We start from the raw sequence: 13,821 nt of genomic DNA on the forward strand, positions 1-13,821 counted from the left end.
GCATCTCCAGGCGCTTTCCACTATACTAGATATATAACGACAATGGGTGAAAGGGATGAATCGATGGAAACAGTTGTGGCGGATGTACTTGTGAATATTGCCGCCAGGCGGGTGGAAAAACCTTTTACCTATGCGGTTCCCCTTGCATTGAGGGAAGAAGTTCAGCGAGGCTGCCGTGTGTTGGTTCCTTTTGGAGCCAGGCTGGAAGAGGGATTTGTGTGGCAGGTGCGCAGCTGTCCGCAGGAAGAAGAAAGCAACTGGAAAGAAATTAACGCTTGTCTGGACCTAGTACCTTGGTTTGATGAAGCGGCCTTGTCCACGGCTCAGTGGCTCAGCCGCTATTATTTATGCACTTTGGCCGAGGCGCTGCGCCTTTTTGTGCCAGGCAAGCGCAGCGTGCGTACGGAACGAATATATTGTGCCGGTGAAGCGGAGCCGGAAGGTTTCTCTTTAGAGGAACTGGCGCTTTGGAATTTGTTTAAGGAGCGAAGCTCCTGGACGGAAAAAGGTTTCTGCCAACAGGCGGGAGAAGATGGCGTTCGCATTTTACGCCGCTGGTGCCGTCAGGGACTGGCGGAAAGCTATTGGCAAGGGCGGCGGCGAACACAGGAGAAAACAGAGTCTCTTTGGCTGGCCCAAGAACTTTCCGCAGAGGAGCGAGAAGCGGCGCTGCGAGGTTTGGAACGCAAGAAAGCCCAAGCGGCGGCCTTGCAATGGCTGTGGGAGCATCCTTTTATTCAACGTTCTCAGCTTGCTCAAAGGGGCATTAGTTTGGGAGTGCTGAAGGCATTGACTGAAGCAGGTCTGGTTCGACGTGAGGAACGGCGTGTGTATCGCCAGGACAGCTATTTGAGCGAGGGCGAAAGCGAATTAGAGCCGCTAAATGCGGCGCAGCAGCAGGCGATGGCAGCGATTGCCGAGGGACTAGACGGAAAAGAGAGCCAGGAGTTTTTGCTTTTCGGCGTTACCGGGAGCGGTAAGACGCGGGTGTATTTAGAGGCTGTGCGCAAGGTGCTGCGCAGCAATCGGCAGGCTATTGTTCTAGTGCCGGAAATTGGCTTGACAGGGCAATTAGTGCGGCGGTTTCGCGCGGTTCTTGGGGAACATCAGGTTGTTGTCTGGCACAGCCGTCTTTCCGAAGGGGAGCGTCTGGACGCCTGGGATCGTATTCACGGCGGCCAGGCAGGCGTAATCATCGGCGCCCGTTCGGCTGTTTTTGCGCCGGCGCATCGCTTGGGACTGGTGATTTTGGACGAAGAGCATGACGGCGCTTATAAACAGGAGGAACGACCGAGATACCATGCTCGTGATGTGGCGAGAGAGCGCTGCCGGCAGACCGGGGCGGTCTTGCTTTTGGGCAGTGCAACCCCATCCCTGGAAACATATGAGCGCGCTTCAAGCCAAGAAGGGATGCTGCTCGAGCTGCCGGAGCGGGCTACGGCAGCTCCGCTGCCGCAGGTGGCCATTGTGGATATGCGGCAGGAGCTGAAGAGGGGGAACCGAAAAATTCTTTCGCGTCAGCTGCAGGCGGCTTTAGATGCGGCTTTAAGGCAGCAAGAGCAGGCCATTATCCTCCTGAATCGCCGCGGTTACGCCACTTTTGTCATGTGCAGAGAATGCGGCCATACCATGGAATGCCCGCATTGCAGCGTTTCGCTGGTTTATCATGCATCCGCCAAAATACTGCGCTGTCACTATTGCGATTACCAAGAGCATGTACCCGATGTTTGTCCAGTTTGCTCTAGCCGTTACATTCGTTTTTTTGGCAGCGGTACGCAAAAATTAGAAGAAGAATTGCGGCGCAATTGGCCGGAGGCGAGAATTGCCCGTATGGACCAGGATACAGTAGGGCGCAAACATGCGCACGAAGATATTTTAACGGCTTTTCGCGAGCGGCGTTATGATATCTTACTGGGAACGCAAATGGTGGCGAAAGGCCATGATCTGCCTTTTGTAACGGCTGTAGGAGTGATTGCAGCTGACAGCTCCCTTCATTTACCTGATTTTCGGGCTGCAGAGAGGGCGTTTTCCTTGATTACCCAGGCTGCAGGCAGGGCTGGGAGAAGAGAAAAAGCCGGCAATGTAGTGGTGCAGACTTATAATCCGGAGCATTATGCTGTCGCAGCGGCGCAGCAGCAAGATTTTCCGCGCTTTTGTCAGGAAGAACGGTCTTTTCGCAAAGCCTTGGGATATCCTCCTTTTTCGCGCTTGATTTCCTTGACAATCGCTGTGGAGGAAGAACTGCCGGCACAGCGTAAAGCCGCGCAGGTAGCGGATATTTTAAAAGCGGAGCTGCCTAAAGAGGCTGCAGATATCATGGGGCCTTGCCCGGCGCCATTGGCAAGAATTCAAAATTTGTTTCGTATGCAGTTGTTTTTAAAGTGTCGGCAGTCGGAGGTCGTGAAAGAGGTTTTATGTAGATTATCCATTGAAGGGGATCCTCAGATTACGATTGATGTGGATCCGTTGCATGTATTATAGAAACAGCCCGAAATCGGTCCGCTTTGGCAGAGATGTCAGATACTGTTCATGGAGTTTTTAACCTGATTATGATACAATAAGATATTGCGAAGTACTATCAAGTGTAAAAAGGAGGGGGCCACAATGGCTACTCTAGAAATACGCAGAGCTGGCGATCCTGTTTTGAAAAAACAATGCCAGGCGGTGGAAAAAGTTACCGGAAAAATCAAGAAGCTGCTGGACGATATGGCGGAAACCATGAATGCAGCAGATGGCGTTGGTTTGGCTGCGCCACAGGTGGGCGTAGAATTGCGAATCGTTGTTATTGATGTGGGCGAAGGCTTAATTGAGTTAATTAATCCGGTGCTTTTAGAAAAGGAAGGCTGTCAGAAAGGATTGGAGGGCTGCTTAAGCGTGCCCGGCGTTTTTGGGCAAGTGGAGCGCTATGAAAAGGTCGTAGTGGAAGGGTTGAACCGCTCCGGTCGGAAAATCCGCGTAACGGGCAGCGGCCTTTTGGCGAGAGCGTTGCAGCATGAAATGGACCATTTGGATGGCGTGCTGTTCGTGGAAAAGGCAGATTCGCTGCAAAAAGAGGGGGCTTCGTCATGAAGTCTCTTCGTGTTGTTTTTATGGGAACCCCGGATTTCGCGGCGCCTTGCTTAGAAGCGCTGCTGGCGGCAGGACACGAAGTGGCGGCGGTCATCACGCAGCCGGACCGGCCTCGGGGACGCGGACGCAAGTTGTCTTTTTCACCGGTAAAAGCCTGCGCAGTTGAACACGGCCTGGAAGTATTGCAGCCGGAAAAAATCAAAACGCCGGAATTTGAGCAAGTGCTGCAGGAGCTAGCTCCAGATGTGATGGTAGTTGTGGCCTTTGGGCAGATTCTTTCTCCTGCCATTTTGGCCATTCCGCCTCTTGGCTGTGTTAATGTGCATGCTTCGCTGCTGCCGTATTATCGGGGAGCGGCGCCGATACACTGGGCGGTCATGCAAGGAGAAGAGAAGACCGGCGTGACCACCATGTATATGGATGAAGGTCTGGATACAGGTGATATGATTCTCAAAAAAGAGATTGCTATTTCTAAAGATGCTTCTACCGGAGAGATTCATGATCAGTTGATGCAAGAAGGGGCCGTTTTGCTGCAGGAAACGCTGGCTTTGATAGCGGACGGCAAGGCGCCTCGTACCAAGCAGGATCATGCAGTATCAACGTATGCGCCGCTTTTAAAGGCCGACATAGAGCAATTGGACTGGACTCGTTCGGCGCAGGAACTGCATAATCGTATTCGGGGGCTATCGCCCTGGCCGGGAGCTTACTGCCGGTATGCAGGGGGACGGCTGAAAGTTTGGAAAAGCCGCGTTTGCGAAGAAACTGCTGCCGTGGGAGCAATTCCTGGACGTATCGCCCGTTTGTCTGCAGAAGGATTTGTTGTGGAAACAGGCGATGGTTTATTGGAATTGTTGGAAGTGCAGCCGGAGAATAAACGTCGCATGAAAGCTTCGGAATGCGCCTGCGGTTATTCCCTGCAGCCTGGAGACAGGCTGGTATAAGGAGGAAGATGGATGGAGATGATGCAAGTCATGACCAGACCTAAAAAGCGTTTGTTTTTGGCCTTGCTTTTGGCCAGCCTGGTTGTGGCCGCTCTTTCTACCTATGGTTTGTGGAAGGTCAGCGCCCCGGGCCTGTCGTCCATCAGCCAGCATTTACCGCTCCTTTTGGGAGCGCTGCTGTTGTTGGTGCTGGCAGTGGGGGCTTTAAGCGTTATGGGCGTGATTTTGGCTTTACTGGGGCTGCCGACCTTTGGTATTTTCAAAGGCGTAGCTTGGACGGTTATTAACATACTCTTTCCCTTGGCGACGTTTTTGGGACGCTTGCTGGATGTGAATAAGGAACGGGTGGAACGGTCCTTCATTGAAGTCAGCAATCAATTGATTCGTCAGAAACACGTCAAGGTTAAGCCGGAGCAGCTGTTGATTCTAACTCCTCATTGCATTCAGTTGGATACTTGCCCGCATAAGATTACTCGCGACATTGCCAACTGTAAGGATTGCGGCGGCTGCCAGGTGGGCGATTTGCTGCGGCTTTCTCAGAAATACGGCGTTCATGTAGCCATTGTTACAGGGGGCACCTTGGCGCGCAAAGTAATTAAGACGCTGCGGCCGCGGGCGGTGTTGGCTATTGCTTGTGAACGGGATTTGACCAGTGGCATCCAGGATGTGTTTCCCTTGCCGGTTATTGGTGTTTTGAACGAGCGTCCTTATGGACCCTGCTGTAATACCAAGGTGCAAATGTCTGCGGTTGAGCAGGCGGTGCTGCAATTTATTGATACGAATGGAAGAAAGGCCTGAATGATAGCATGAATGCCAGAGCGGTTGCTTTAAAAGTAATTCAAGACGTCACGGTTCGCGGCGCCTATGCCAATATCGCTTTAGCGAAAGAACTGGCGAAGCAGCGAGAACTGTCCGGACCGGATCGGCGTCTTGTAACAGAACTTGTGTATGGGACCCTGAAAGCCCAGGGAACGTTAGACTGGGCGTTAAGTCATTTTTTGAATCGTCCTTTGAGCAAACTGACCCCGGTCATCCGGGATATTTTGCGTATGGGCGTTTACCAACTTTTGTTTTTAGACCGCATACCTCCCTCTGCCGCTTGTAATGAGGCGGTGGAGCTGGCAAAACGCAACGGCCACATCGGCGTGGCTCGTTTTGTCAATGGCGTGTTGCGGTCTTTGCTGCGGCAGCCGGAAAAAATAGCGTATCCTGACGCTGCGGATGATGCGGCTGGGTACCTGTCTTTGCGGCATCTGCATCCGCGCTGGCTGGTGGAACGCTGGTTGGCGCAACTGGGCTTTGAAGCCACAGAAGCGCTTTGCCGTTTTAATAACCAGCCGCCGCCGCTCTCAATACGAACCAATCTGCAACGCATCAGCCGCGAGGCGCTGCAAGCTCGTCTGGCGGAGGAAGGAGTACGCTGCGAACCATCCTTGCTAGCGCCGGAAGGACTGTTGCTGCTAGAGGCGCCGCCTTTAACGTCGCTGGCTTCTTTTCGGGAAGGGCTATACCAAGTGCAGGATGAAAGCTCCATGCTGGTAGCGCACGTAGTGGCGCCGCAGCCGGGAGAGACCATTATTGACGCTTGTGCCGCGCCAGGCGGGAAAACGACGCATTTAGCGGAGCGTATGCAAAATAAAGGAACGATTTGGGCCTGCGATGTTCACGCTCATAAAATGGATTTGCTGCAAGACAATGCCGATCGGTTGGGGTTGCAGGTTATTCATCCTAGCTGTCTGGATGCGCGGGATATTGGCAAGACTTGGCCAGCTCAAGCGGATCGGCTGTTAGTGGACGCCCCTTGTTCGGGGCTCGGCGTGCTGCGCCGACGGGCGGACGCTCGCTGGCGCAAGGAGATTAGCCAAATTGAGGAATTGACGATATTGCAGCGTGAGATTCTCGAAGGTGCGGCTCCTGCCCTAAAGGTAGGCGGTATCTTGGTTTACAGTACCTGCACGGTGGAACCGGCGGAAAACCGCCAAACTATAGAATGGTTTTTGGCGCGGCATCCGGAGTTTGAACTGGAAGACGCAGGTTCGTTGTTGCCTGTGCCGCGGCAGGGAGAACCAATGGTGCAGCTTTGGCCGCATATCGACGGCACGGATGGCTTCTTTCTTTGCCGGCTGCGCAAGGTAAAGGATGTGGCGGTATGATTTCTTTTTTAGGACTGTCCCGGCAGCAGGCGGAAGCGGCTGCCCTTTCCCTAGGCTTAAAAAAGTACAGAGGCAAGCAGATCCTGGAATGGATATATAACAAAGGTGCGGCTTCTTTTGCCGAGATGACCAATATCTCACAAAAAGAGCGTGCTTTTTTGCAGGAGCAGGCTCAAATTGGCTGGCCGGAGTTAGTTGCGCAGCAAGCCGATGCAGCAGGAGAAACGCGCAAATACCTTTTGGGTTTTGCCGATGGCATTCGTGTGGAAACGGTGCTGATGCGCCATCCTTACGGTTACAGCCTCTGCGTTTCTTCGCAGGCGGGCTGCGCCATGGGCTGTGTGTTCTGCGCCTCTACCCTGCATGGGTTGGAGCGCAATTTAACAGCGGCGGAAATGCTGGCGCAGGTTCTTTTTGCTCAGCGCGAGCTGAATCGGCTGCAGGCTGGACGGCTGCACAGTTTTGTTATTATGGGTTCCGGCGAACCGCTGCACAATTATGAAGAAGTTTTGCGCTTTGTGCAGCTATGTCATGATCCGGAAGTATTGGGGCTGGGGTATAGGCATATGGCTCTTTCCACTTGCGGTGTTGTGCCGGCGATGGAGCGGCTGTGTCAAGAAGGGCTGCCGTTAACGCTTTCGATCTCCTTGCATGCGCCTAATGATGAGCTGCGCTCGCGAATCATGCCTGTGAACCGAACCTATCCGTTACAGTCGCTGCTGGCGGCGGCTGATGCGTACGCGGCAGCCACAGGGCGTCGAATTACGTATGAGTATACGCTAATGAAAGATTGGAACGATTCGCAGCAACAAGCGGAAGAGTTAGCGGTGCTGCTGAGCGGACGCTTGTGTCATGTGAATTTGATTCCTGTCAATGCCGTGGCGGAGAGAGGGATTGCTAGGCCGTCGCCGCAGCGTATCGAAGCCTTTGCGCAAGTTTTGCAGACTCGCGGCATTGCCGTTACGGTACGCCGGGAACGGGGCGTAGACATTCAGGCGGCTTGCGGGCAGTTGCGCAACCAAAATCGCAACGAAAGCGCCAAGGAGGAAGAATCGTGAAACTAATGCGCCGTTTCGAAAGTTTTTTGGAAACTGGCATTGAAGGTTTTTTTAATCGCAAGTTGGCCAGCCAGTTGCAGCCGGCTGAATTGCTGCTGGCTCTGGTTAAACGTCTGGAAGAAGAGCAGACGCAGGGCTTTTTGTTGGAAGAAATTCACATTCAAGTTTCGCAGGAAGATTACGAGCAGCTGCAAAAACCTCAAAAATCAATGCCGGAAGGGGTAATGGCCTGGTTGTCTAGGCGCCTTTTAGAGGAGGCTGTCGACAGGAATTTGGAAGTTGAGCGCGATATGCCTATTTTTTTGGATCCGGTTGAGGTTTTAGCTTCAGGAATGTTTAAAGTGGTTGTGCAAAAAGTCCCTAAAGCAGAGACCCAAGAGGAAGAAGGCTGTACTAGGGTATTTCAAGCTCTTTCAGGGGAGTCGTTGTTGTCGTCTCGAAAATGCGCTTCGCTTCTTGCTTCTTTATGCATTCATGAGGGCCCTGGCGCAGGCAAGCGGTTTCTCTGCGTTGACGGCCGCGTCAATATGGGGCGGCGGGAGCAAAATGAAATCCCGCTGGAAGATCGCAATGCCAGCCGGTTGCACGCCTATGTCCAGTGGGAAGATAATCGTCATATTCTTTATGATGCGAAAAGTCTTAATGGCACCTTTGTTAATGGCCATCGCATTATGAGGCAAGTGTTGGAACCTGACGATTTAGTTCGCATCGGTCATACGGTGCTGCGTTATGAGGTGGAAAACAATGACCGCTAATTTGCCTGCATGGTTGAAATTTGACTGGCAATCGTTGTTTCAGCCGTCTGTGTGGGGAGCGCTATTTTCGACATTGCTGCAATACGCCTTGCTTTTTTTACTGCTGATTTTTTTGTTTCGGCTGCTCCGGCTGATGGGAGAGCTGGTGCGCGGCAGCAGGCTGCGTACGGGTGTTCCTCTGGAAAAAGAAAAAACGTTTTCCGGCGGAGCGCAATTACGGGTTATTGATGATGCGCAGCAGCTTCTTAGGCAAACGGTGTTTCCTGTTCGTGCGTCGCTTTCCATTGGACGAGGCGAGCATAACGATATTGTTGTAAATGATCCTTTTGTCTCTTATGAGCATTCTTCCATTACCCGTTACCCGGAAGGACGCTATGTGTTAACCGATTTAGGCAGTACAAATCAAACGCGTGTGAACGAGCAAACCGCACAAGGAGATGTGGTATTGCAAACAGGAGACCGGATTCAGGTTGGTTCCGTGGTCTTCCAATTTGAGAGGTGAGCAAGACGTGAAGGCTTTTGGCAACAGCGATATCGGACTTGTACGGGAAAAGAACGAGGACAGCTTGCTGGTAAGCGCTCCTCTTTTTGCCGTAGCCGACGGCATGGGGGGACATGCGGCGGGGGAAATCGCCAGCCAACTGGCGTTGGCTTCGTTTCAAGAGTTTTTAAATCGAGACCAAGGCAACGGTTCTTGGCCGGAAAAACTGACTGCCGCAGCTTGCGCCGCTAACGAAGCTGTGTATGAAGAGGCCCGCAAGAGGGAGCGTTTAGCCGGCATGGGCACAACACTGAGCGCTGTCTATTTGGAAGGGATTCATGCGTATTGGCTCCATATCGGCGATAGCCGCCTGTATCTATACCGTGCGGAACAGCTGCAGCAAATCACGAGTGATCACTCCTTGGTCTGGGAACTGGTGCGCGCCGGCAGTATTAGCGCTGAAGAAGCGCGACATCATCCGCGGCGTAATGTCTTGACAAAAGCATTGGGAACACAGGAGAAAATAGAAGCCGATGTAGGCATGGTGGAGCTAAAAGCTGGAGACTATCTGCTTTTATGCAGCGACGGTCTTAGCGGTTTAGTTGACGAAAAGCAACTGCAGCAATTGCTGGCGGAACATAAAGATGAGTCTTTAAAAACAAGAGTGGATCTAATGATCTCTGCAGCCAATAACGCTGGCGGCCATGACAATATCAGCGCCATTTTAGTGGAAGTGGGACAGGTTGATGCGTCATGAAGCAATTAATGCAGGCCGAAAGCCGGTTGTTGCTGTTTAACGCTCTGTTTTTGCTTTGCGGCTTTTTGCTGCTCAGTCTGTATTGGCCTGATGGTAAAGCCAAACTGCCGCAATTGCTGGGGATCGCCGCAGCGGTGTCAGGCGCTTTTTTTCTTTCTCAGCGCTTATTACGCTTTTGGGAAGCGTTATATCTTATCTTTCCTGCTTTTCTATGTTCAATGGGCTTAATTTTATTGGGACGTCTCAAGCCGGCCTTGGTTACTTCTCAGGCCGTATGGATTGGCTGCGGGCTGGCGGCGTTCTTTTTGGCGCGTTACAGCTTTCAAAAGATCCATATTTGGAAGCGCTACAAATACACCTGCGGTCTGATAGGCTTGGTTCTGCTGGTATCAGCTGTGATTTTCGGCGTGGATATCAACGGGCACCGCAGTTGGGTGGTTTTGGGGCCTATTCGGTTTCAACCGGCAGAATTTGCCAGACTGTTTTTAATTATTTTCTTTGCTGCTTATCTATCGGAACGGCGCGAATTGCTTTGTCAAAACTTCGTTCGCATCGGTCCCTTTCGTCTACCAAGGGGGCGCTTTATTGCGCCTGTACTGTGCGTATGGCTGATGTCCATGCTGGTGCTGGTGGTGGAGCGCGATTTAGGCTCCGCCTTGCTCTATTACAGCATTGCCTTGGTTATGTTGTATTGGGCCAGCGGCAAGTGGGACTGGTTGGTGGTAGGCTTTGCCTTGTTTCTGCTAGGCTCGGTTGCCTGCTATACTTTTTACGGGCACATTCAGACGAGGGTGGATATTTGGCTCGATCCTTGGGCGGATGCGACCGGGCGCGGGTATCAGATAGTGCAATCCTTGTTTGCCTTAGGGTGGGGACATATTTTGGGAACCGGCCTTTTTCTGGGCTATCCGGCGATGATTCCCGAAGTGCATACCGACTTTATTTTTGCCGCCATTGGCGAAGAATGGGGCTTAGTTGGAGCTGGAGGCGTGTTGTGCGTCTATTTGCTGCTGATTTTTCGAGCTTTTTGGACGGTGCGCGGTTCACGGGAGCCTTTTGTACTGCTCTTAGGAGGCGGTTTAGCTTTCAATATGGCCATACAGGTGCTGCTCATCTTGGCCGGCGTTATCAAAGCGTTTCCGCTTACGGGAATTACACTGCCCTTTTTAAGCTACGGCGGCAGTTCCATGGTTTCTAACTTCCTTCTTTTAGGCATTTTGGCCGCTCTGTCGGAAAGGAGCGGCAATCATGAAGAATGATGACTTGTTCCGGATGATTCGCAATACTTTTTTCTTTCTGTTCTTTTTGTTTTTGCTGCTTTTAGGACGCTTGGCTTATGTGCAGTTATTTCAAGCGGACGAATTGTCCGCACATCCTCTAAACCGCCGCGGCGGTGAAACGCAGCTAGAAGAACGCGGGCGTATTTTGGACCGTCATGGGGAAGTGCTGGCGGAATCGCGCCGTCAGGACGACGGCTCTTGGTACCGGTACTACCCCTATGGGGCTGTCACCGCCCATGCGGTCGGTTACACGCATCCGCGTTATGGACAAAGCGGGGCGGAACTGCAGTATACTAACGAGCTGTCTGGACACATGACGTCTGACCGTCGTTGGGAAGGCTTGTTGAAAGCGATACAGCACGGCGGGGCGCTTGGCAATGATGTGCGTTTAACCATGGACGCCCGCTTGCAGGAAGCGGCCTATGAAGCTCTGGGCAATCGCCGGGGCAGCGTGGTACTTCTAGATGCCCAAAGCGGTGAAATTCTTGTTATGCTCAGTCGGCCCGCCTATAATCCGAATCGCTTAGATGCGCAATGGAGTTCGCTGCAAAATCAGGAGGAGACGCCGCTTTTAAATCGGGCCCAGTATGGACAATATCCTCCTGGATCGATTTTTAAAACCGTTACCGCTTACGAAGCGTTGGCTTCCGGCAAGGCGACGGCTAATACGACGTTTCAATGCGATGGTCACTTGCGTATTGGCAGCGATTATGAAATGACCGAAGCCAATGGCAAGGCGCATGGAAAATTGACGCTGCGTCAGGCGATGGCGGAGTCTTGCAATGTGGCTTTTGGCTCGCTGGCTCTTGCTTTGGGCCGGGACGGTATGAAGCATGCATTGGAACATCAAGGGTTTTTCCGGCCTTTAGGCAGCTTTTTAGAGGAAAATGCGCCTAGAACGCCGAATTTTTCACAATTGACGCCAGGCGAGCTGGCGCAAACTGGAATCGGTCAAGGAGATTTAGTGGTAACGCCGCTGCGGATGGCTATGCTGGCCGCTGGCTACAGCAACCAGGGATTACTGCCGCAGCCTCGGCTGCTGTCGCAGATTATTGCGCGCAATGGCTTGCCTTTGTCTTTCGTTACAGACAAGGTTTGGCTGACGCTGGAGCAACGCGCTGCCGCCGAGGAAGTGCGGCGGATGATGCTGCTGACGGTTCAAGACGGAACCGGCGGCGCAGCGGCTGTTAGCGGCTTGGTTGTAGGCGGCAAGACCGGTACGGCTGAAAACCCTCATGGAAAACCGCATGCATGGTTTATGGGTTTTGCCCAAGAAGGCAAAAGAACCGTAGCCATTGCTGTAATTGTAGAGAACGGCGGCAGCGGCGGCGCTGTTGCTGCACCGATTGCGCGACAAGTATTTCGCGCTGCATTTCGCTAAGGAGGTGGAGCTTCAATGGTGAACCGCATATTGGCTCATCGTTATAAACTGTTGGAGAAAATTGGCGGCGGCGGCATGGCTACGGTATATCGCGCTCAGGACAATCTTTTGGAACGTCCTGTTGCCGTCAAGGTGCTGCACCAGCAATTTACTCACGATCAGGAATTCATCAGCCGTTTTCGCAGGGAAGCGCAGGCGGCGGCTAAACTGTCCCATCCGAATATTGTCAACATGTATGATGTGGGATGTGACCAAGATACTCACTATATTGTTATGGAATACGTTTCCGGCGGGACGCTGAAAGAAGAAATTCAGCAGCATGCGCCGCTGCCTTTGGCGCAGGCGCTGCAGGTGGCGTCCAATATCGCCGAAGCTCTTGATCACGCCCATCAACACCAATTAGTACACTGCGACATTAAGCCGCACAACATTCTAATTCAGCCTGGGGGCCGGGTGAAGGTAACGGATTTTGGCATTGCCCGCGCGGTTACTTCGACGACGATGAGCCATACTGGGACGGTATTCGGTTCGGTACATTATTTCTCGCCGGAGCAGGCCAAAGGACTGCCGGTTAGCGCGCAGTCGGATATTTATTCTTTGGGCGTTGTCTTGTATGAAATGCTCACAGGAACCTTGCCTTTCCAAGGAGAATCGCCGGTAGCCATCGCTTTGCAGCATTTGCAGCAGGAACCGGACTCTCCCGGTTTGCGCCGCGAGGATCTGCCTCCCATGATAGAAGCCATCGTCCTAAAAGCCTTGCGCAAAGTGCCGTCGGAACGCTACCAAAGCTCCGGGCATATGCTGGCAGACTTACGGCTGGCCCTGGGCCTTTTGGAGCGGGATGGAGATCGTCCTGCCGATGAATTTGCTACCCAGCTGTTAACGCCGATGGACTGGCAGGGACCGCAGGATCGCTCTGCCACAGTCAAACAAGATTTGGGCGCCTTGCATCGGAATGAGACGATGCGTCTCAAACGAGGTTTTGCGGAACCTTCCGGCAAGCCTCCGGCCAAGAAGCGGACGCCGTATCTGATCTTTGCGCTGGTTATGCTGCTGTTGATTGGCTTTGGCACCGGGGCATTCATGGCTTACGGGAAATTTTGGAGCAGCAGCGAAGTTACCGTGCCTAGTGTAGTAGGACAACAGGCAGACGTAGCTAAGAACGCTCTTATGAATTTGAATCTCCGCGTCAGTATTTCCGAATCGTACGATCCCAAGGTACCGCCGGGGCAAGTCATTTCACAGTATCCGGAAGCCGGGGCGGTTGTCAAGGAACAGCGCATGGTTACGCTTCTTGTCAGCAAGGGCGGCGATATGGCCATTGTACCTGATTTGCGAGGCTTATCCCGCAGCGACGCGGAGCTGCAGCTTCGCAACGCCGGCCTCGTAGTGGGGCGTATTACCGAACAAGCCAGTACTGACGTGCCTGCCGGCTCGGTTGTTTCGCAAAATCCGCGCCCGCCGGCGCAGGTGGCTAAAAATACACCTGTGGACATCGTTGTCAGCAAAGGGGATGATAAAAAGAAAGTCAGCGTGCCGGATATTCGAGGGCTTTCGGTTCCCGATGCCACGGCGAAGCTGAGTGCTGTTAAATTATCCTTGGGCAAGGTGGCTGAAGAAAGCGGCTCTTCCGGCGTTATTACGTTGCAAAATCCGGCTCCTGGAAGCGAAGCTGCGGAAGGAAGCTATATTGATGTGACGTTAGGACGAAGCGGAGGCGGCAGCCATCGCAGCGCCGTACAGTTTACTGTGCCCAGCGGGCCGCAGCGTCAAGCCGTGCAGATTGCAGTGACCGACAGTAGCGGCCGGCGCATTGTTTATGAAAGCGTGCATAAACCGGGTGACCGAATTGAGAAAACCGTAGAGGGCAGCGGTTCAATGAAGGTTCAAATTTATGTAAATGGTAATTTGCTGCAGGAACAGACTCCATAGGGTGTACAGAATGA

The 13,821-nt window shown here is 52.8% G+C and carries 12 protein-coding genes; all 12 read left to right on the forward strand.

Translation table 11 applies throughout. The features are described from left to right. Nucleotides 1-63: 63 nt before the first annotated feature. The 12 genes from priA to pknB all read left to right on the forward strand — a co-directional run bounded on the left by priA (nt 64) and on the right by pknB (nt 13,807). Nucleotides 64-2,481: a primosomal protein N' gene (gene priA, locus PHF27_RS00895; protein WP_300064939.1), complete on the forward strand. Its 2,418-nt coding sequence runs from the start codon at nt 64-66 to the stop codon at nt 2,479-2,481. Nucleotides 2,482-2,604: 123 nt separating this feature from the next. Beyond that, nucleotides 2,605-3,069 carry a peptide deformylase gene (def, locus tag PHF27_RS00900; RefSeq protein WP_300064941.1) on the forward strand — a complete coding sequence of 155 codons (465 nt, stop codon included), beginning with the start codon at nt 2,605-2,607 and terminating at the stop codon, nt 3,067-3,069. Next, nucleotides 3,066-4,010, forward strand: coding sequence for a methionyl-tRNA formyltransferase (gene fmt / locus PHF27_RS00905; protein ID WP_300064943.1), 945 nt, complete (start codon nt 3,066-3,068; stop codon nt 4,008-4,010). The genes def and fmt overlap by 4 nt, the downstream gene beginning before the upstream one ends. Nucleotides 4,011-4,028: 18 nt before the next feature. Beyond that, nucleotides 4,029-4,808 (forward strand): DUF116 domain-containing protein, encoded by a 780-nt coding sequence (locus tag PHF27_RS00910; protein ID WP_363320028.1) that lies wholly within the window; start codon nt 4,029-4,031, stop codon nt 4,806-4,808. A gap of 8 nt (nt 4,809-4,816) precedes the next feature. Further along, nucleotides 4,817-6,163 (forward strand): 16S rRNA (cytosine(967)-C(5))-methyltransferase RsmB, encoded by a 1,347-nt coding sequence (rsmB, locus tag PHF27_RS00915; protein WP_300064947.1) that lies wholly within the window; start codon nt 4,817-4,819, stop codon nt 6,161-6,163. Then, nucleotides 6,160-7,221: a 23S rRNA (adenine(2503)-C(2))-methyltransferase RlmN gene (gene rlmN, locus PHF27_RS00920; protein WP_300064949.1), complete on the forward strand. Its 1,062-nt coding sequence runs from the start codon at nt 6,160-6,162 to the stop codon at nt 7,219-7,221. Before rsmB ends, rlmN begins: the two co-directional genes overlap by 4 nt. Before the next feature lie 5 nt (nt 7,222-7,226). Next, entirely contained in the window at nt 7,227-7,976 is a 750-nt protein-coding gene (locus PHF27_RS00925; protein WP_300064996.1) for an FhaA domain-containing protein, read from the forward strand. Beyond that, nucleotides 7,966-8,478: an FHA domain-containing protein gene (locus PHF27_RS00930; RefSeq protein WP_300064951.1), complete on the forward strand. Its 513-nt coding sequence runs from the start codon at nt 7,966-7,968 to the stop codon at nt 8,476-8,478. The genes PHF27_RS00925 and PHF27_RS00930 overlap by 11 nt, the downstream gene beginning before the upstream one ends. A 7-nt stretch (nt 8,479-8,485) precedes the next feature. After that, complete coding sequence (locus PHF27_RS00935; RefSeq protein WP_300064953.1) at nt 8,486-9,214, forward strand: Stp1/IreP family PP2C-type Ser/Thr phosphatase; 729 nt, start codon at nt 8,486-8,488, stop codon at nt 9,212-9,214. Next, complete coding sequence (locus PHF27_RS00940) at nt 9,211-10,473, forward strand: FtsW/RodA/SpoVE family cell cycle protein (protein ID WP_300064955.1); 1,263 nt, start codon at nt 9,211-9,213, stop codon at nt 10,471-10,473. Before PHF27_RS00935 ends, PHF27_RS00940 begins: the two co-directional genes overlap by 4 nt. Continuing rightward, nucleotides 10,463-11,875 (forward strand): penicillin-binding transpeptidase domain-containing protein, encoded by a 1,413-nt coding sequence (locus PHF27_RS00945; RefSeq protein WP_300064958.1) that lies wholly within the window; start codon nt 10,463-10,465, stop codon nt 11,873-11,875. Before PHF27_RS00940 ends, PHF27_RS00945 begins: the two co-directional genes overlap by 11 nt. A 15-nt stretch (nt 11,876-11,890) precedes the next feature. Then, a complete protein-coding gene (gene pknB, locus PHF27_RS00950; RefSeq protein ID WP_300064960.1) occupies nt 11,891-13,807 on the forward strand; it encodes a Stk1 family PASTA domain-containing Ser/Thr kinase in 1,917 nt (638 codons plus the stop codon). The last annotated feature ends 14 nt before the right edge of the window (nt 13,808-13,821 follow it).

The sequence above is a fragment of the Anaeromusa sp. genome (assembly GCF_028691475.1).
Taxonomy (GTDB): Bacteria; Bacillota; Negativicutes; order Anaeromusales; family Anaeromusaceae; genus Anaeromusa.

Excerpts from the sequence above, each read along its gene's own strand:
- priA (WP_300064939.1), top strand. The coding sequence starts at position 64 with ATGGAAACAGTTGTGGCGGATGTACTTGTGAATATTGCCGCCAGGCGG.
- def (WP_300064941.1), top strand. The coding sequence starts at position 2,605 with ATGGCTACTCTAGAAATACGCAGAGCTGGCGATCCTGTTTTGAAAAAA.
- fmt (WP_300064943.1), top strand. The coding sequence starts at position 3,066 with ATGAAGTCTCTTCGTGTTGTTTTTATGGGAACCCCGGATTTCGCGGCG.
- PHF27_RS00910 (WP_363320028.1), top strand. The coding sequence starts at position 4,029 with ATGATGCAAGTCATGACCAGACCTAAAAAGCGTTTGTTTTTGGCCTTG.
- rsmB (WP_300064947.1), top strand. The coding sequence starts at position 4,817 with ATGAATGCCAGAGCGGTTGCTTTAAAAGTAATTCAAGACGTCACGGTT.
- rlmN (WP_300064949.1), top strand. The coding sequence starts at position 6,160 with ATGATTTCTTTTTTAGGACTGTCCCGGCAGCAGGCGGAAGCGGCTGCC.
- PHF27_RS00925 (WP_300064996.1), top strand. The coding sequence starts at position 7,227 with ATGCGCCGTTTCGAAAGTTTTTTGGAAACTGGCATTGAAGGTTTTTTT.
- PHF27_RS00930 (WP_300064951.1), top strand. The coding sequence starts at position 7,966 with ATGACCGCTAATTTGCCTGCATGGTTGAAATTTGACTGGCAATCGTTG.
- PHF27_RS00940 (WP_300064955.1), top strand. The coding sequence starts at position 9,211 with ATGAAGCAATTAATGCAGGCCGAAAGCCGGTTGTTGCTGTTTAACGCT.
- PHF27_RS00945 (WP_300064958.1), top strand. The coding sequence starts at position 10,463 with ATGAAGAATGATGACTTGTTCCGGATGATTCGCAATACTTTTTTCTTT.
- pknB (WP_300064960.1), top strand. The coding sequence starts at position 11,891 with ATGGTGAACCGCATATTGGCTCATCGTTATAAACTGTTGGAGAAAATT.